At 68.2% G+C, this 16,328-nt stretch carries 16 protein-coding genes; 11 read left to right on the forward strand and 5 right to left on the reverse strand.

Features of this window, described 5'->3' with window-relative positions; genetic code table 11:
- The first annotated feature begins 465 nt into the window (after positions 1-465).
- The 5 genes from C9424_RS13245 to C9424_RS13265 all read left to right on the forward strand — a co-directional run bounded on the left by C9424_RS13245 (position 466) and on the right by C9424_RS13265 (position 4,389).
- Positions 466-834: a hypothetical protein gene (locus C9424_RS13245; RefSeq protein ID WP_116767291.1), complete on the forward strand. Its 369-nt coding sequence runs from the start codon at positions 466-468 to the stop codon at positions 832-834.
- A 25-nt stretch (positions 835-859) separates the two neighbouring features.
- Positions 860-1,330, forward strand: coding sequence for a GatB/YqeY domain-containing protein (locus C9424_RS13250; RefSeq protein WP_116767292.1), 471 nt, complete (start codon positions 860-862; stop codon positions 1,328-1,330).
- Positions 1,327-2,919, forward strand: a complete 1,593-nt coding sequence (locus tag C9424_RS13255; RefSeq protein ID WP_116767293.1) for an ABC-F family ATP-binding cassette domain-containing protein — start codon at positions 1,327-1,329, stop codon at positions 2,917-2,919. Before C9424_RS13250 ends, C9424_RS13255 begins: the two co-directional genes overlap by 4 nt.
- Before the next feature lie 195 nt (positions 2,920-3,114).
- Positions 3,115-3,891, forward strand: coding sequence for a hypothetical protein (locus C9424_RS13260; protein ID WP_116767294.1), 777 nt, complete (start codon positions 3,115-3,117; stop codon positions 3,889-3,891).
- Between the two features lie 174 nt (positions 3,892-4,065).
- Entirely contained in the window at positions 4,066-4,389 is a 324-nt protein-coding gene (locus C9424_RS13265) for a hypothetical protein (protein ID WP_091248913.1), read from the forward strand.
- Between the two features lie 28 nt (positions 4,390-4,417).
- On the opposite strand, the gene corA is transcribed toward C9424_RS13265, so the two are convergent.
- Both corA and C9424_RS13275 read right to left on the reverse strand, forming a co-directional pair.
- Positions 4,418-5,413: a magnesium/cobalt transporter CorA gene (corA, locus tag C9424_RS13270; RefSeq protein WP_116767295.1), complete on the reverse strand. Its 996-nt coding sequence runs from the start codon at positions 5,411-5,413 to the stop codon at positions 4,418-4,420.
- A 7-nt stretch (positions 5,414-5,420) separates the two neighbouring features.
- Entirely contained in the window at positions 5,421-5,960 is a 540-nt protein-coding gene (locus tag C9424_RS13275; RefSeq protein ID WP_116767296.1) for an Lrp/AsnC family transcriptional regulator, read from the reverse strand.
- A gap of 175 nt (positions 5,961-6,135) precedes the next feature.
- Between C9424_RS13275 and C9424_RS13280 the strand changes: the two genes are divergently transcribed.
- Entirely contained in the window at positions 6,136-7,377 is a 1,242-nt protein-coding gene (locus C9424_RS13280; RefSeq protein WP_116767297.1) for an MFS transporter, read from the forward strand.
- A gap of 75 nt (positions 7,378-7,452) precedes the next feature.
- On the opposite strand, the gene C9424_RS13285 is transcribed toward C9424_RS13280, so the two are convergent.
- Positions 7,453-7,956 carry an Lrp/AsnC family transcriptional regulator gene (locus tag C9424_RS13285; RefSeq protein ID WP_091248924.1) on the reverse strand — a complete coding sequence of 168 codons (504 nt, stop codon included), beginning with the start codon at positions 7,954-7,956 and terminating at the stop codon, positions 7,453-7,455.
- Positions 7,957-8,106: 150 nt separating this feature from the next.
- Here C9424_RS13285 and C9424_RS13290 point away from each other — a divergent pair, with 150 nt between their 5' ends.
- Positions 8,107-9,252: a trans-sulfuration enzyme family protein gene (locus C9424_RS13290; protein ID WP_202615869.1), complete on the forward strand. Its 1,146-nt coding sequence runs from the start codon at positions 8,107-8,109 to the stop codon at positions 9,250-9,252.
- A 138-nt stretch (positions 9,253-9,390) separates the two neighbouring features.
- Here the strand turns inward: C9424_RS13290 and C9424_RS13295 are convergent, their stop codons facing one another.
- Complete coding sequence (locus C9424_RS13295) at positions 9,391-10,641, reverse strand: MFS transporter (RefSeq protein ID WP_237563448.1); 1,251 nt, start codon at positions 10,639-10,641, stop codon at positions 9,391-9,393.
- A 150-nt stretch (positions 10,642-10,791) separates the two neighbouring features.
- Here C9424_RS13295 and C9424_RS13300 point away from each other — a divergent pair, with 150 nt between their 5' ends.
- Positions 10,792-11,790, forward strand: coding sequence for a LysR family transcriptional regulator (locus C9424_RS13300; protein ID WP_116767299.1), 999 nt, complete (start codon positions 10,792-10,794; stop codon positions 11,788-11,790).
- Between the two features lie 152 nt (positions 11,791-11,942).
- On the opposite strand, the gene C9424_RS13305 is transcribed toward C9424_RS13300, so the two are convergent.
- Positions 11,943-13,034, reverse strand: coding sequence for a nitronate monooxygenase (locus C9424_RS13305; RefSeq protein WP_202615870.1), 1,092 nt, complete (start codon positions 13,032-13,034; stop codon positions 11,943-11,945).
- Positions 13,035-13,070: 36 nt separating this feature from the next.
- Here C9424_RS13305 and C9424_RS13310 point away from each other — a divergent pair, with 36 nt between their 5' ends.
- From C9424_RS13310 to rsgA, 3 genes are all read left to right on the forward strand, one after another.
- Positions 13,071-14,105: an N-acetylglucosamine kinase gene (locus C9424_RS13310; RefSeq protein ID WP_442862037.1), complete on the forward strand. Its 1,035-nt coding sequence runs from the start codon at positions 13,071-13,073 to the stop codon at positions 14,103-14,105.
- Entirely contained in the window at positions 14,102-14,557 is a 456-nt protein-coding gene (locus C9424_RS13315; protein WP_091248929.1) for an NUDIX hydrolase, read from the forward strand. Before C9424_RS13310 ends, C9424_RS13315 begins: the two co-directional genes overlap by 4 nt.
- 391 nt (positions 14,558-14,948) lie before the next feature.
- Complete coding sequence (gene rsgA, locus C9424_RS13320) at positions 14,949-16,118, forward strand: ribosome small subunit-dependent GTPase A (RefSeq protein WP_237563452.1); 1,170 nt, start codon at positions 14,949-14,951, stop codon at positions 16,116-16,118.
- Positions 16,119-16,328: the final 210 nt, after the last annotated feature.

Consider the following 16,328-nt stretch of genomic DNA (forward strand, 5'->3'; position numbering starts at 1 on the left):
CGGCCCAGACCCTGGTCGACCAGTACTTCCCGCCGGCCGGCGACACCTACTGGGTGCAGCGCCAAACCGGGCTGACAGCCACCAGCGGCACCGTCGTCGCCATCAACGACACCGCCCCCACCACCGATCGCTGGAACCTCGCGCTCATCGAAATCCGCGCCGCCCCCTAGCCTTCCACACGTGCCGGGCTGGATGCCCATGCTTCGTGGAGACCTCCATGCCAGGAAGATTCAGCGCAGACGTTGATTTCGTGAGACGGCGTGACCCGGTGTTAGTCTGAGTTCGCATCGAAGAGGCCGGGAGCTAGAATCTCCTTAGCTCCACAGCCGAACGGCTGATGGGCGGGCCGGCGGAACAGCTGCCGTGCTGGCCCGGTGAACGTTGCAGCCCGCGACAGCCACGCCAGTGCCGGAATCCAGTGCCGCAAACCAGGGCGGAAATCCACTGTAGACAAGGCCACGAACCATGAAGAACACCCTCTCGCTCGCTCTGGTTCTGCTGACTCTTCTGCTGGCCGCCTGCTCCGCCGCCCCCACTTCAGAACCGGCCGCCGGCAGCCCGTCCACGGGGCTGGCGGCGTCGCTTCCCAAACCGAACCCGGCCCAGCAGGATGCGCTCCTGGCCGCCTTCGCCCAGATCAACCCGCGCCTGTCGAACGATCACGCAGTCGAGACGGCCCGCGGCCTCTGCGGCCGGCTGCTGGGGCAATCGTCGGCGGACCAGCTCATCGCCGCGGCGAAGGCGGCATTCACTAACGGCGACGTCCCGGTTGTCTCGGACGAGGAAGCCCAGCGGATTCTCTCGGCGATCGGGGCCAACGGGTTCTGCCGTTAGCCTTGTAGGTGACACGAGGAGAACAATGACCACCCTGAAAGAACGACTGCACGCCGACGTCGTGAGCCACATGAAGGACCGTAACAAGGTTGCCCTCACCACTGTGCGCAACGTCCTGGGCGAGATCGAAACCCGGGAGAAGTCGGGCAAGACGCCCATCGTCCTGGACGACTCGCAGGTGACTTCCCTCCTGCAAAAGGAAGCCGCCAAACGCCGCGACACGGCCCGCATCTACACCGAAGCCGGAGAAACCGAACGTGCCGCCGCCGAGATCGCCGAGGCCGAGGTGATCGAGGCCTACCTGCCCAAGGCACTCACCGCGGCGGAGGTCGAGACGATCGTGGACGAGGCCATCGCCGCGCTCAAGGCCGAGGGCGTCGAACTGTCCCTTCGCCAGCTCGGGGCAGTCATGAAGCCTGTCACCGCCAAGGTGGCCGGACGTTTTGACGGCAAGGCCGTCAGCGAAATCGTGCGCAACCGTCTCGCGCAGCAATGAGCCTGATCCGGCTGCACGACGTCGGGGTCCGCTTCGAGAACGCACAAATCCTCCGCGAAGCGTTCTTCCGCCTCGAACCGGGAGACCGGGTGGGCCTGATTGGCAAGAACGGCTCCGGCAAAACGACCATCCTCAAGCTGATCCTGGACCAGGTTTCCCCGGACGCCGGAACGGTCACCGTGGAACAGGGAACCAGGGTGGGGTACTTCTCCCAGTTTTCCGAGCTCGACGGCGAGGTAACAATCCTTGAGGTGCTTGACGGCCTGTTCGTCGACATCAAGGCTGCCGAGGCCGAGCTCGCGGCCATTGACGCTGCCATTGCCGCGGATCCTGACGGCGCCGAACTCGACCGGCTGATCCGGCGTCAGGCCGAGCTGTTCGAGGACATGGAGCGCCTCGACGGATGGGACTACACGCGGCGCATCGACACCGTCCTGACCACGCTGGGGTTCAGCGAGGCCCACCGCACCTGCTCGATTGACGAATTGTCCGGCGGCTGGCGAAACCGCGCCGCCCTGGCCAAGATCCTGTTGGAGGGCCCGGATGTCCTGCTCCTCGACGAGCCCACCAACTTCCTGGATGTGGCCGGCGTCGAATGGCTGGAAAGCTGGTTCCGCGACTTCAAGGGCGCCGCGATCATCGTCTCCCACGACCGGAAATTCCTTGACGCCGTCGTCACTCGGATCATCGAGGTGGAGAACTTCCACCTGCACGAGTACCCGGGAAATTTCGCCGAGTACGTTGTCCAGAAGCAGTTCCGGCTCAAGACGCTTGAGGCGCAGTTCGTCCATGAATCCGAGCTTCTGGCCTTCGAAGCAGAGGGCATCGCCGACCGTCGCGAGGCCGCCAAGGCCGCCAGCCGCGGGCTTGGGAACCAGTTGGCCAAGATCAAGAAATCGCGCACGCCCCGGCCGGTTGACCAGATCGTCACGGAGATCTACGGCGGCCTGCATGTGAAGGATGTCCTTTGCCGGGTCGAAGCGCTGGGCAAGTCCTACGGCGACAAAGTGTTGTTCGAGGACCTGAGCTTTGAGATCCGCCGCGGCAACAGGATTGTGGTCCTGGGCTCCAACGGCAGCGGCAAGTCAACGCTGCTCAAAGTCCTGACCGGCGAGGAACAGGCGGATTCCGGCGACGTGGCGTGGGCCAAGGGGCCGGGTTTTGTGTCATACAACCAAATGCTGGATGAGCTCGACGACGCCGACACCGTGTCCCACGCGGTCAACGCACTGCCGGACAGCCTCGCCTTCAGCGCCACGAAGAAGTCCGTCAACAGGTTCCTCGCGATGTTCCAGTTCTCCGAGGCCGACCTCAAACAGAAGATCGGGAATCTCTCCGGTGGACAGAAAGCACGCGTCGCCATGGCTCAGTGCCTTCTGTCCGGGGCCTCGGTGCTGCTCCTGGATGAGCCCACCAACCACCTGGACATGACCAGCACCCAAGTGATGGAGCGGGCACTGCTCCACTTCCCCGGGGCGGTGGTGGTGGTCAGTCACGACCGCTTCTTTAGTGAGAAAATCGCCAACCGTCACCTGGTCTTCGGCAGTGACGGCTCGCAGCCCGGCGAGGTTGACGTCCGCGCCGCCTGAGTGGACGCCGGCCAAAGAACGCGACTTAAAGAACGCGGAGATGAACGGAAGCTCAGCGTTTGCCCAGCATTGGCTCAGGATGGGGCAGAAGTGGCTGATGAGCCGCAAAACGGCTGATTCTGAAGGGTAATGTGGCGCTGGCTGCCGGTGGGGGACCGGCAGCGGTCTCACCATCCGTTGTGAAAGGAATCTCCCATGGCAGGAATTTTCGGCTGGCTCAGCGCACTGGGCACCACCGGCAAGGCAGTAGTAGTTGCATCCGTCGTCGTCACCGGCGGGGCAGGCGCGGCCGCTGCTGCCGCGACCGCCGATTTCCCGGCTGACCCCACGTCGACGACGTCGACCGACTCCCCGACGGCGGAGCCGAGCGACAGCCCGACCGACACCCCGGCGTCTGAGCCAAGCGACAGCCCGACGGCGGAGCCGAGCGACGACCCCTCATCTGAGCCGAGCGACAGCCCGACCGACACCCCGACGTCCGAGCCTAGTGACACCGCGACCTCCGAGCCGAGCGATCCGACTGGGGCGCAGACGCCCGGGGCCGACGGCCAGGAGTCCGCCGCGCCGAGCGATCCCACTGACTCGGAAACTCCGGCAGCGGATGACCAGGGTACGGACCAGGGCGGGAATGAGGGCGGCGACGACCAGGGCGAAGACCAGCAGAATTCCGCTGCGCCGAGTGCACCCGCCTCTGCTCCGGCGGACCCCGCCACTCCCGAGTCGCCGGCTGCCCCGGCACCTGCTGCTCCCTCGGCACCGGCCGAAGATGACGGGCAGGGTTCGGCCGACGCTCCGGAATCTGACGGTTCCCACGAAGGGAACGGCAACAGCGGATGGGCACACCAGAACGCTGACGCACACCGCGCCGCTGGCCAGGCCAACGCTGCCGAACACCGCGGCGATGGTGGCGGCGACCACGCCGGCACGTCCCAGGAACACGGCGGCTCCGGTGGCCACGGCCACGACGACTAGTTAGATAGCCCGGCAACGCGGGGGTCCGGACCAGTGGTCCGGGCCCCCGCCGTCGTAACGGCCCGAAAGTGCCACGGCCCGAAAACGACACCGCGGAAAAACGACACCGCGGAAAAATGACACCGCAGGACCGCCGCCGGGCACGGGGTGCCGGGTCCGCGGGATAATGGAAACATGACCGACCAGCAGCAGGACCGCGATCCGTGGGAGGAGTTCGACAGCCTCAAGCCGGCTGGCCCGGACCGCGTTGCCGGCTACCCCGGCGGGGAACCCCAAGGCTTCGGCTTCCGGACGGGCGTCCGCAGCGCCCGGGTGGCCTTCGGATTTGCCGTCTACTCCCTGGCGCTCGGCAGCATTCTGGTCCTCACCGGAGCCATCGTGTTCATCGGCAGCGGGAAGTGGCTGTTGCTCGGGCTTATGGTGGTGATAGAGGTCATCTTCGTCCTGGCGTTCCGCCGGCTTGTGGCCCAGGCTCGGAACAGGCGGACTTCGGGTTAGCTCCGGTCGTTCGGAGAACCGGATCTTCTTAGAGCCAGCCCTTCTTCTTGAAGATGGCGTACATGAGCGCCGCCGTGCCGGCCATGAGCGCGACTGCCATCGGGTAGCCCAGCGCCCAGTGCAGCTCCGGCATGTGGTCGAAGTTCATGCCGTACAGTCCGGCCACGAAGGTCGGTGCGAAAAAGATCGCGGCCCAGGACGAGATCTTCTTGACCTGCTCGTTTTGCTCCGCGCTGGCCTCATTCTGCCGGTTGGCGGTCAGGGTCCCGTCCAGGGTGAGCGCGTTCTGCAGCAGGTCACGGAAGGAATCGGCGCGGGAAATCAGCCGCTCCACATGGTCCTCGACGTCGCGGAGGCTGTGCTGCAGTTCCGTGTCCACCCGGTACTTTTCGAAGCCCCGCCGGAGTTGCTGCATCATTGCCGGGAGCGGATGGATGGCGCGCTGGAAATGGATAACCTCCCGGGCAAGTTCGTAGATGCGCCGTGAGACCAGAGGGTCGCCGCTGAAGAGCTGGTCCTCGATCTCGTCGATGTCGTTTTCCAGTCCGGCGACCACGGGGCCGTAGTCATCCACCACCTGGTCCATGAGCGCGTACAGGACCGCCTCCGGGCCGTGGCACAGCAGGTCCGGGCGGCGTTCCATCCGGCGCCGGACCTGCCCCACCACCCCCGTCTCGGCATGCCGGACGGTGACCACAAAGTTCCGGCCCGTAAAGACGTGCAATTCGCCGAACTCCACGGTTTCGGTCTCATCCAGGTACCGGGCGGGCCGGAGCACCGTGAACAGGTTGTCGTCATAGCGCTCCAGTTTGGGCCGCTGGTGCGCCGAGATCGCGTCCTCCACCGCCAGGCCGTGCAGGTCGAACTCCGCCGCGACGGCGGCCATTTCCTCCGGAGTGGGCCGGTAGAGACCAATCCAGGCCATGCCGCCGTGCTCGGTCAGGGTCTCGAAGGTCTGCTCGAGGTTCCGCGGCTCGACGGCACGGATACCGTCAACGTAGACGGCGTTGTCGATGATAGTCACCGGGACATTATCCAGTGTTCACCTGGAGTTCGTCGGCACCGCCCCGGCGCGACGCGGACCGGCCGGGAACCAGGGCGCTGCCTTGGACAAGCCGGCTGATCAGCGGCTCGGTCCGGTAGGGGATATGGGTGTGCAGCGCCAGCACGGTTTCGGTGCGGATGACCCCCCGGATCCGCAGGATCGACCGCAGGGCCGCCTGAAGGTTATGGGTATCGGTCGCCACCACGCGGCACCAGACATCGCCCCGCCCGGAGATCTCATGGACTTCCAGGACCTGGGGGATCAGCCGCAAGGCGCCCACGACGCCGTCGAGTTCCCGGTGGTTGACCTCGATCGTCACGAAGGCGACGACGTCGTAGCCCACCGCTTCGAGGTCGATCTCGCGGCCGCCGTCGTGGAGTATGCCCGAGCGCAGCATGCGCCGCACCCGCGACTGGGCGGTGTTCCGTGCGATGCCCAGGGCATCACTGAGGTCACCGATCTGGATCCGCGGATCCCGGATCAGTTCCAGCAGGATTTTCAGGTCGGTGGGGTCCAGACTGTTCAAATCATCACTCCGGTTCACTTCGGCAGTCTGAGAATGACTGTTTTGCTCAATTCTGGCACAAAACTTGGCCATGCAGCTCACTGGTGTCGCATCCTATAGATACCAATCTTCGACCGGGCCGGGCTGTTCCCCCACAAAGGGAAAGCCTGGCCCGATATTTTGCAAGGGCACGGACATGACAGTCTTCAGTGAACTCCGCATGCGCCCGGCCACAGCTGACCGCTGGGGCTGGAACGCGTCCACCACCGCACGGCTCGTGATGGCCGGAGTCGTGATTTTCACGCTGCTCGTCGGCGCGAATCTTGCCACGCCGTTGTACCCCCTGCTGCAGGCAAAGCTCGGAATTACGTCACTCGATGTCACGGTGGCGTTCTCGGCCTACGTCCTGGCGCTCGTGGCCACGCTCGTCCTGGCCGGCCACTGGTCCGACCACATCGGACGACGCGCCGCACTGATGCTGGCGGTCCTGGTGGGCCTGGCCGGCGGCTTTGTCTTCGCCACCGCGGGCAGCCTCGTGGCGCTCTCCGTCGGGCGCGCGCTGCAGGGCATCGCCGTAGCGCTTGCCACCGGCGCGAGTTCTGCCGCGCTCCGCGAACTCCTGCCCAGCAGGCCCGAGTGGGCCTCCCGGTTCACGCTCCTGGCCTCGGCGGGTGGCGTTGCCGCCGGCCCTGCGATCGGTGGAATGCTGTCGCTGCTGCCCGGGCCGACCTCGACGCCGTACTACGTGCACTCCGTGGTCCTCGCCGCCGTCCTGGTGCCGCTCTACCTGCTCAAAGCGCGGCCCGCCATCAGCCTGCATGCGGGTCCTCAGCCGCTGCGGGTCCTGGCGCCACGGCGTCCGTCCGTCTCCAGCGAGGCGCGGGGCGCTTTCTGGTTGGCCTCGTCCGTGGGCTTCCTGAGCTTCACCGTCTTCGGCTTTTGCCTCTCGCTCGCGCCAGGCTATTTTGCCCAAATTGTCCACGCGGATTCACGGCCGCTGATCGGGCTGCTGGCCGGACTGACGCTGGGTTCCTCAGCCCTGAGCCAACTGCTGGCCGTCCGGGGCAGGTTCGCCGTGCCCGCGGGCCTGGCCGTCCTGGGCATTTCAGTCCTGATGATCGCCGCTGCCGCCGCCTGGAGCAGCCCGTGGCTGCTCATTCTGGCCAGCATCACCGCCGGCGTGGGGCAGGGCGTGGCATTCCGGACCGTCTTCAACGATGTTGCCGGCAAGGTGGAGGCCGCCCGGCACGCCCAGATCATCAGCACTGTCTACGTCATCACGTACCTCGGCAGCGCCATCCCGGTGATCGGTTTGGGACTCGCGACCGGGATGGTGGGGCTGCAGAGTGCCGTCGCCGGCTTTGTCGTGGTGTGCGCCGCCGCCGCGCTGACCCTGGCGGCCATCACCCTGCGGAGCGCACTGCGCCGGCGGGCCTAGCGGCCAGGGGCCGGGCCGGAAACGGGCCCGGAAGGGCCCCGGGAGGAGGCCCCGGCAACCCGGGAGGCCGCGAGCTTACGGCAGCGGGCCGTGGTTGCCCTGGATGTGGTCGAACACCAGGGTGGTCTCGGTGTGGCCCACGACGGGATCGGTGGCAAGGTTATCCAGCACCCAGTCCCGGAGGTCCTCGGTGGTGGCCACGGCGATGTGCAGCAGGTAGTCCACTGATCCGGAGGTGTGGAAGGTCGAGAGCACGGCCGGGAGCTTGGGGACCCGGGCCGTGAAGCGGTCGATCTGTTCGCGGTCGTGGGCGCGGAGCCGGACGGCAATGAGGGCCTGGACCGAGCGCCCGATCGCGGACAGGCTCAGCTTGGCCTCAAAGCCCTCGATGATGCCGCGCTCCGACAGGGCGCGGGTGCGCATCAGGGCCGTCGACGGCGCGATCCCCACGAGCTCTGCCAGTTGCTTGTTCGAGATGCGCGCATCCGCGACGAGGGCAGCTAGCAGGCGCTCGTCGATCGCGTCCAGCGGCTCGCTGGCACCCGCTCCCGGCCGAACATTCTTCGCACTGCTGCTCACGGATCCTCCTTGAAGTGTTGTCAGTTCATCATAAGCGGCACAATCCAACAGTTCCATTCAGAACCCCTACTAAACCTCGAATTATTGCCAGATACTTGCGGCATTCAATGGTGAATATTCGTAAGGAGTAAGGTGCTCTCTCAAGATTCAATGGCGGTACATGCAGGCCGGGACGGGCTCACCGAACTGGGCGTGCATGCGGTGCCGATCGATTTGTCCACGACCGCGCCCCTTCCCTCCGTGCACGACGGCGGCCTGGCTTACGAGCACATGGCCACGGGCGGCTCGCACGTGGAGGGTCAAAGTACCGTTTACCAGCGGCTGTGGAATCCCACGGTGGCACGGTTCGAAGAGGGCGTCGCCGTCCTGGAAGGCACCCCCGAGTCCGTCGCCTTTGCCACCGGCATGGCGGCGCTGAGCGCAGTGCTCCTCGCCGTGGTCGCGGCCGGCAAGAAGCACGTCGTGGCCGTGCGGCCCCTATATGGCGGCAGCGACTATTTGCTCGCCTCCGGGGTCCTCGGCAACGAGGTCACGTTCACGACGCCCGATGGCGTTCGTGCGGCCCTCCGTCCGGACACGGGCCTGGTGATCCTGGAGACGCCGGCCAACCCGACCCTGGAGCTCGTCGACATTGCCCGGGTGGTTGCCGCTGCCGACGGCGTGCCGCTCCTGGTGGACAACACGTTCGCCAGCCCGGTGCTGCAGCAGCCCTTCAGGCACGGTGCCGCCATGGTGCTGCACAGTGCGACGAAGTTCCTGGGCGGCCACGGCGACGCCATGGGCGGCGTGGTGGCCACGGCCTCCGATTGGGCGGTGCGTCTGCGCCAGATCAGGGCCGTGACCGGCGGAATCCTGACCCCGTGGCCGGCCTATCTGCTGCACCGCGGACTGGCGACGCTTCCCGTCCGGGTCCGCGCCCAGCAGGCCAGCGCCGGAAAGGTCGCGGTTGCCCTGGCAGGGCACGGGCTCGTCAATCGGGTCTACTACCCGGGCCTGGCCGAATGCGACCCGCGGGGCCTCATCGGCACCCAGATGTCCGGCCCGGGATCGCTCATGGCCTTCGAGCTCGCCACCGCCGAGCACGCCGAGCGGATCCCGGCCGCCGTCGCCATGATCACGCACGCCGTCTCCCTCGGCGGCATCGATACCCTCATCCAGCACCCGGCCGGACTCACCCACCGGCCGGTCGAAGCCTCGGCCAAGCCCCACGCGAGCCTGCTGCGGATCTCCGTGGGGCTGGAAGACCCGGCGGACATCATCGCCGACCTCCTGCAGGCGATCGAGGCAACCCGGTAGGGTGCGGCCTCCTGGTGCCTACCGGGGTACGGCCGCCTGGCCGCAGACCGCGGCCGTCCCGCCGGGTGCCTCCGTGCTCCCGGCTGGGGCGGCTCCGGTTGCGGCGTCCACGGTTGCCGTGCCTCCGGTTGCCGGCGCCTACGCAGGATGCGCGACGGCGGTGATCACCGCCGTCGCGCCGGCCAGTCCGATGACGGCCAGTGCCAGGGCCGTCCAGCCGAGTCCTTGGAAGAGCAGGCCGCCGGCCCAGCCGAGCACGCTGGAACCGAGGTAGTACGCGAGGTTGTACAGCGAAGCCGCCTGCGCCCGGCCCGTCGTGGCGATGAGTCCGGTCCAGCCTGAACCGATGCTGTGCGCCGCGAAGAAGCCTCCCGTGAACAGCAGCAGCCCGATCAGGATCGGGACCAGCAGTTGCGTGAGCGTCAGGGCCAGGCCGCCCGCCATGAGCGCCGTCCCGGTGATCAGGACGGTGCGCCGGCCGAACCGCAGGGTTAGCCCTGCCGCCCACCTCGCCGAAACGGTTCCGGAGAGGTAGGCCAGGAAGATCAGGCTGATCGCCGTGGCCGGCAGGCTGAATGGTTCCCCCGAAAGCCGGAACCCGAGGTAGTTGTACACGGCCACAAAGCCGCCCATCAGCAGGAACGCCTGGGTGTACAGGGCCAGCAGCCGGGGATTGCGGGCATGGCCGCTCAGGGTCCGGACGGCCCCGCGGAAGCCGCCCGCCGCTGCGGCCGTGAACCCCTGTGCCCGCGGCACAAGCATGAGGAACAGGACGGCGGCAGCGGTGGCCAGTACGGAGACGGCCAGGGCCGCAGCCCGCCACCCCCACAGTTCGCCGACCGGTCCCGCGACCAGCCGGCCGGCGAGGCCGCCCAGGGTGGTCCCGGCGACATAGCTTCCGGCGGCGAGCGCGGCATGGGCCTTGTTGACCTCCTCGTTGAGGTACGCGATGGCGATGGCCGGGATGCCGCCCAAGGCCATACCCTCAAGCATGCGCAGGCACAGCAGCATGGGGAAGCTGGAGGCCAGCGGGACCAGCAGGCCCAGGACCGTGGCCGCGGAAATGCCCCACATCATGGCCCGGACGCGGCCGATCCGGTCGGCCAGGAAGGACCACGGGAGCACCGTCACGGCCAGCCCCACGGTCGCCAGGGAGATCGTCAGTGCGGCTTCGGCGGCCGAGACCTTCAGATCCGCCGCCAGGATGGGGAGGACCGCCTGGGTGGAGTAGAGCTGGGCGAACGTTGCGACGCCGGCGAAGGCAAGTCCGGCGAGGATCCGGCGGTAGGCCTCGGAGCCTTTCGGATGACCCGCCCACGGGGCAGCCTTGGCAGCAGAGATGGCCGCGGGAGTGGGACCGGCTACGGAAGCCGCGGAAACGCGAGGCATGCCTTCAGGGTAGAACGTGCCTGAGGGATGCTTCCAATGCATGATTTCCATATGATAGATAGCAAATATGGAACATTCGTGGCAGGAATCCCGAGGGCAGAAATCCCGAGGGCAGAAATCCCGAGGGCAGCGGAAGAGGGCGGGTAGGGCGTGGATGTAGAACACAGGCAGCTGGTGCAGCTGCTGCCCCTCCTGCCGTTGCTGGCAGAACTCGGTCGGACCGAGCACATCACCGAGACCGCCGAGATCCTGGGGTTGCCGCAGTCGACCGTGAGCCGGGCGATTGCCCGCGCCAGCGCCATCGTGGGTACGGACCTGGTGATCCGGGACGGCCGCGGGGTGCGGCTGACTCCTGCCGCGAAGGCCCTCCTGCCCCACATCGATGCCGCCCTGGCAGAATTCCAGACCGGGCTGGATGTTGTCCGGCACGAATCCGACGTGGTCCGTGGCAGGATTGCCGTGTCCTTCCAGCACACCTTCGGCGAGGCGATGCTGCCGCTGCTCATCAGTGCGTTCCGGAGCCGGCATCCGCAGACTGCCTTTGACCTCAGCCAGGGGGCCCGGGACGGCTGCCTCGCGGAACTGGCCGCAGGCTCCGCCGACCTGGCGCTCACGGCCCCGGTTGCCGCACCGGGCAGGAGCATCGGCTCGGCTGCCCTGTATCGGGAACCGCTGCGCCTGGTGGTGAACCACCGGCATCCGCTGGCCCGCCGCCTTCGGGCACGGGTTGCCGACATCCGGCACGAGCCGTTCGTGGCGATGGGAACCGGCTACGGCATGCGCTCGCTGACCGACGCGCTGTTCCGGGAGGCAGGATTCCGTCCCCGTGTCGCCTTCGAGAGCCAGGACTCGCACACCGTCCGCGGGCTGGTCTCGGCCGGGCTCGGCGTGAGCATCCTGCCCCCTGGCGGCTCCGCACCCGGGCGGCGCTACCCGTCAGACGACAACGGCGCCGACGACGGCGGCCCCGGGTGGGTGGAAATTCCCTTGGATTCGGCCCTGGCGTTCCGCGAGATCGGCCTCGCCTGGCGGGAGCGCCGGGGCGGAGCCGACGCCGAGCCGGACCCCGTGCGATTGTTCCGCGAACTCGTGCTGCGCGACGGGCCCGCCCTCCTGGCCGGTTTCGTGCGGGAACGCTCGGAAGGCTGAGCCGGGCCGAGGGGTGCCCGGCCGCCGGGTGCCGGTCCTGCGGGCGCGAGTTCGCCGGAAGGCTGCGAAGTCGCCGAAAGGTTACGGCGAAATGGGGCGCTTCCGGCGAACTCGGTGCGAACTGGGGTGACCTCGGCGCTGCGGCGGCCCGCTCAGCCCAGAAGACGCGCCAGGACCCCGGCCACTGGTCCGGCCTGTGCCTGCTGCCAGCCCGTGCCCGCCCACAGGTTCACTCGTTCCGCATCCCCGGCGGCGGCCGCCGCAGCCCGGAGGGGCGCCGTGAGGTGGTGGACAGCCGGATAGGCCTCCGGCGCCCCGGGATGGTCGCGGATAAATTCGTTCTCCAAGGCCCGCGCCGCCCGGCCGGTGAAGGCACGCGTCAGGCGGTTCCGGGTGAAGTGCGGATCCGCCAGGGCATCCTTGTGCAGCTGCCGGGCCCCGCTTTCGTCCGTGCGAAGAAAGGCCGTGCCCAGCTGGGCCGCGACGGCCCCGGCGCGCAGCACGGCGTCGAGCCCGGCCGCCTCCATCACGCCGCCGGCCGCCACGAGCGGCAGGCCGACGGCGGACCGGACCTCCGCGAGCAGCTCCGCCGTCGTGCCGCCCGGCCGGGACGAGTCATGCAATGACCCGCCCTGAGATGAGCCGAGAAGCGGGGAACCGGCCGGCCGCGCTGGCGGCGCCGACGCCGGAAGGAACGCCGAGCTATGTCCGCCGGCGCTCGCGTGCTGCACCACCAAAGCGTCCACACCCTGTCCGGCCGCCTGCCGTGCTTCGGCCGCGGTGGTGACAGTGGCCAGTACTGCCGACCCCGCCCGTTGCAGGGCCCGGACCACGTCCGGGCCCGGGAGCCCGAAGGCGAAACTGACCAGCTCCACGGGATCTGCCAGCAGGGCATCAATCTTTGCCTGCCACTCGTCGTCATCATCCAGCCGCAACGGAGGGAGTTCCACACCGTACCGCAGCGCATCGGTACGCAACTCCCGGCGGTACTCCTCAAGCTCCGCCACCACCGCCGCGGACGGCGTCAGCTGGGCCGGATCCGGGACAAACACATTCATGCCGAACCGGGCGCCGGATTCCCGGGTGGTGCGGACTTCCGCCTGCATGGCCGCTACGCTCTTGTAGCCTGCCGCCAGGAAGCCGAGGCCGCCGGCCCGGTGCACGGCCCCAACGAATGCGGGCGTGGACGTACCCCCGGCCATGGGCGCCGCAATGACGGGGGTGCCGAAAAGGTCGTGGGGCATTGCGGGCTCCTTGCAGCGATTCAGTACTCTGTTCCAGTGACTAACACTGACAACCCGCCGGCGGCGGACTCCGTCCCATCTTCCACCACCCCGACCGGCACTGCGGCCGGTGCGACCGTTCCGGCAACGGACGCCGCCGCCCCGGCGGCGAAGGGTGCCGTGATCGGGCTGGATATCGGCGGGACCAAGACCCGGGGCGTCCGGTTCGAGGACGGCATCCCCGTCGCCGACGAATCCGTGGGCAGCTCCAACGTCCAGAACGTCACCCCCGAGGAAGCCGCCCGGAACCTGGCCGAACTCTTCGCCCGGATCGGCGGGGGAGAAGTCGCCCAGGTCTACGCCGGCGCCGGCGGCATCGACACCGACGACGACGCGGCGGCGCTCGCCGCGCTGATTGCCCCGCACGTGCCCAGGGCCCGGGTCACGGTGGTCCATGACTCCCGGCTGCTGCTCGCGGCAGGCGGGGCCAGCACCGGTGTCGCCGTGATCGCCGGCACCGGCTCGGCGGCGTGGGGCAGGAACAGCCGCGGCGAGGAAGCCCGGGCCGGTGGCTGGGGCTACCTGCTCGGCGACGAAGGCAGCGGCTACTGGCTGGGCCGGGAGGCCGTCCGGCACAGCCTGCGCCGGATGAACCAGGGGCTGGAACCGGACGAACTCACCAAGGCCCTCCTGGCATCCTGCGGGGTGGACCACCCGAACAAACTGATCGCGTTGTTCCATTCACCGGAGACCGGACGCCGTTTCTGGGCCCAGCAGGCCCGGCTGGTGGTGGAGGCAGCGGACGCCGGCCATCTGCCGAGCCAGGCATTGATGGATCAGGCCGGGCGCGACCTCGCCGATCTGGCGGAGCAGACCGTCAGGCAGCTCGGCATCGACGGACCCGTCATCCTGGGGAGCGGACTCGGCATGAACGTGCCACGGCTGCAGGAGTCGTTCCGCACGACACTGGCCGCCGCCGGAATCACCGATGTGCGGGTACTGCAGCAGGAACCCGTGTTCGGGGTGCTGCAGCTGGTGGCAGAGCAGCGGTCGGCCGGCGGAAAACCGGCGGCTACTACGCTGGAGGGATGAGCATGCAATTCGATACCCGGCCCGCCGCCTACGCCGTCATCATCCGCGACGCCGAGATCCTGCTGGCGTACTGGAAACAGGACGGACGAGAGGGCTGGACACTGCCCGGCGGGGGCCTGGACCTGGCCGAACATCCGGTCGACGGGTGCCGCCGGGAGATCCAGGAGGAAACCGGCTACGACGCCGAGATCGGCGCCATGCTGGGGATCGACGTCGGGCACTGGCCTTCCGAGGTCCGGCTCGACGGCGGCGAGCGGGACTTCCAGTCGCTGCGGCTCGTTTACGACGCGACGATCACCGGCGGAGAACTCCGCCACGAGGTGAACGGGAGCACCACCCACGCGGCATGGATTCCGCTGGATGAGGTGGCAGAGCTCAACAGGGTCTCGCTGGTGGATGCCGGACTGCGCCTGTACCGCGAGCGGCCCTTGAACGGCAAACTTTCCGGCTGACTCCCTAGCCAGGCGCGGGTACCTTGGCTATTGTGTAGAAATCGCCGGGCGGCCCTTGGCCCGGGAACTAGCCGGATTGAGTAGCCGGAATCAAAAGCCGCCGATAGCCGGCAAAGGACGGGGAGGTGGAAGCAATGAACGTGATATTTCTAAGCGCACAGCGCGCCGACACAAGCCATGTCATTATTCCTGCCCCGTCCCACGGCGCAGCCTAGCCTTTCCCGCTAGTCTCCCACGCATGCTCGGCTCCGCACGCCGCAGCGAGCGCCCATGCGCCGTACCACGGGGCCCCATCAAGGGGTTTTCGTTGACCAATCCTGCTGTATTCCCGGGCGCCCGTGGCGCCCGTGACACCAACTCATTCGGCACCACGTGGCTTGACACCACTTCACTGGACACCACGTCACGGGACACGGGTCCTGTCCGCTACGGCTACACGGCCGGCGTCGCGGAGCGGTTCGCGGCCCATCCCGTGCCGGGAGGCCGCCGCCCGGGCCGCGTCATCCGGGTGGACCGCAACCTCGTCCTGGTGGCCGAGGCTGGCGGCACCGCCCATCTGGCCTACCCCCGCGGCGGGGAGCCTCCCGCCACGGGGGACTGGGTCTGGATCGGTCCGAACACGGCGGGGGAGCCCGCCATCGTGGGCATCCTGCCGCGTCATTCGGAGCTGAGCCGCAAGCGTGCCTTCGAGTCATCCTCCGACGCGCAGGTGCTGGGCGCCAACATCGACGTGGTGGGCATCGTCGTCCCGCTGGATCGGCCATTAACGCACAACCGGCTGGAACGCACTCTCGTCGCGGCCTGGGACTCGGGGGCCACACCTCTGGTAATCGTCACGAAGGCGGACCTCGCGGACGTGGCGGACGACGTCGTGGGGACGGTGGTGCGCCAGGCGGCCGGCGTCGACGTCGTCACCACCTCGGCCGAGCACGGCGACGGCCTCGACGAACTGCTCGGCCAGGTGCCGCCCGGCGGCACCCTGGTGCTGCTGGGGCCCTCGGGCGCCGGAAAATCCACGCTCATCAACGCCCTCGCCGGCGTTGCGGCCCAGCAGACCGGGGAAGTCCGGGCGGGCGACGGCAAAGGCAGGCACACCACCACGTCCCGCGAGCTCGTTCCCCTCCCCGGCGGCGCGGTCCTGATGGACACACCGGGAGTGCGCGGCTTCGGGATCTTCGACGCCGGGGATGGAATGGAGGAGATGTTCGGCGACCTCGAGGAGCTCTTCGGGCAATGCCGCTTCTCAGACTGCGCCCACAGCCGGGAGCCCGGCTGCGCCGTCCAGGCTGCGCTCGTCGACGGCGTCCTCGATGACCGCCGCTGGTCCAGCTACCTCAAGCTGCAGCGCGAACTCGCCGCCCTCGCCCGGCGCCACGACGCGGCCGCGCGGCGGGCCTACCAGCGTGAATGGCACCAGAAGATCGCGACGGCGGGCAAGAGCCAGCGATCGGCCGAACGGGACAGCCACGAGCAAGCGCGGGACCGCAGCGGCAAGAGCGCCCGCGGCAAGGAGGGCACTGTCAGCGGTAAGGGCGGCAAAGCTGGCCGGCGCCCCCGCTGACGTGCACCGCGGCTTGCCGCCGCGGACCGGGTGGCGGGCCGGAAGCTTGTCCGGCCCGCCACCCATCCGGCGCCGCTGTGGTTCCGAAGCCTTACAGGAGCCGCTGCGCCGCTGGCCACATTTCCATGACTTTGTCATGAGTGCTGGTTAGTCTAAGTGCTAACTGCTTTATGGCCAGCACACTGACGAACAGTAGGCTGGTCCGTTCGA

Source organism: Arthrobacter sp. H-02-3 (genome assembly GCF_003097355.1).
In the GTDB taxonomy this organism is placed as follows: Bacteria; Actinomycetota; Actinomycetes; order Actinomycetales; family Micrococcaceae; genus Arthrobacter; species Arthrobacter humicola.

Bases quoted from the DNA above. Each gene is read 5' to 3' on its own strand.
- C9424_RS13260 (WP_116767294.1), top strand. From the start codon at position 3,115: ATGGCAGGAATTTTCGGCTGGCTCAGCGCACTGGGCACCACCGGCAAG.
- C9424_RS13295 (WP_237563448.1), bottom strand. From the start codon at position 10,641: ATGCCTCGCGTTTCCGCGGCTTCCGTAGCCGGTCCCACTCCCGCGGCC.
- C9424_RS13250 (WP_116767292.1), top strand. From the start codon at position 860: ATGACCACCCTGAAAGAACGACTGCACGCCGACGTCGTGAGCCACATG.
- C9424_RS13245 (WP_116767291.1), top strand. From the start codon at position 466: ATGAAGAACACCCTCTCGCTCGCTCTGGTTCTGCTGACTCTTCTGCTG.
- C9424_RS13255 (WP_116767293.1), top strand. From the start codon at position 1,327: ATGAGCCTGATCCGGCTGCACGACGTCGGGGTCCGCTTCGAGAACGCA.
- C9424_RS13305 (WP_202615870.1), bottom strand. From the start codon at position 13,034: ATGCCCCACGACCTTTTCGGCACCCCCGTCATTGCGGCGCCCATGGCC.
- C9424_RS13290 (WP_202615869.1), top strand. From the start codon at position 8,107: ATGGCGGTACATGCAGGCCGGGACGGGCTCACCGAACTGGGCGTGCAT.
- C9424_RS13315 (WP_091248929.1), top strand. From the start codon at position 14,102: ATGAGCATGCAATTCGATACCCGGCCCGCCGCCTACGCCGTCATCATC.
- C9424_RS13265 (WP_091248913.1), top strand. From the start codon at position 4,066: ATGACCGACCAGCAGCAGGACCGCGATCCGTGGGAGGAGTTCGACAGC.
- C9424_RS13280 (WP_116767297.1), top strand. From the start codon at position 6,136: ATGACAGTCTTCAGTGAACTCCGCATGCGCCCGGCCACAGCTGACCGC.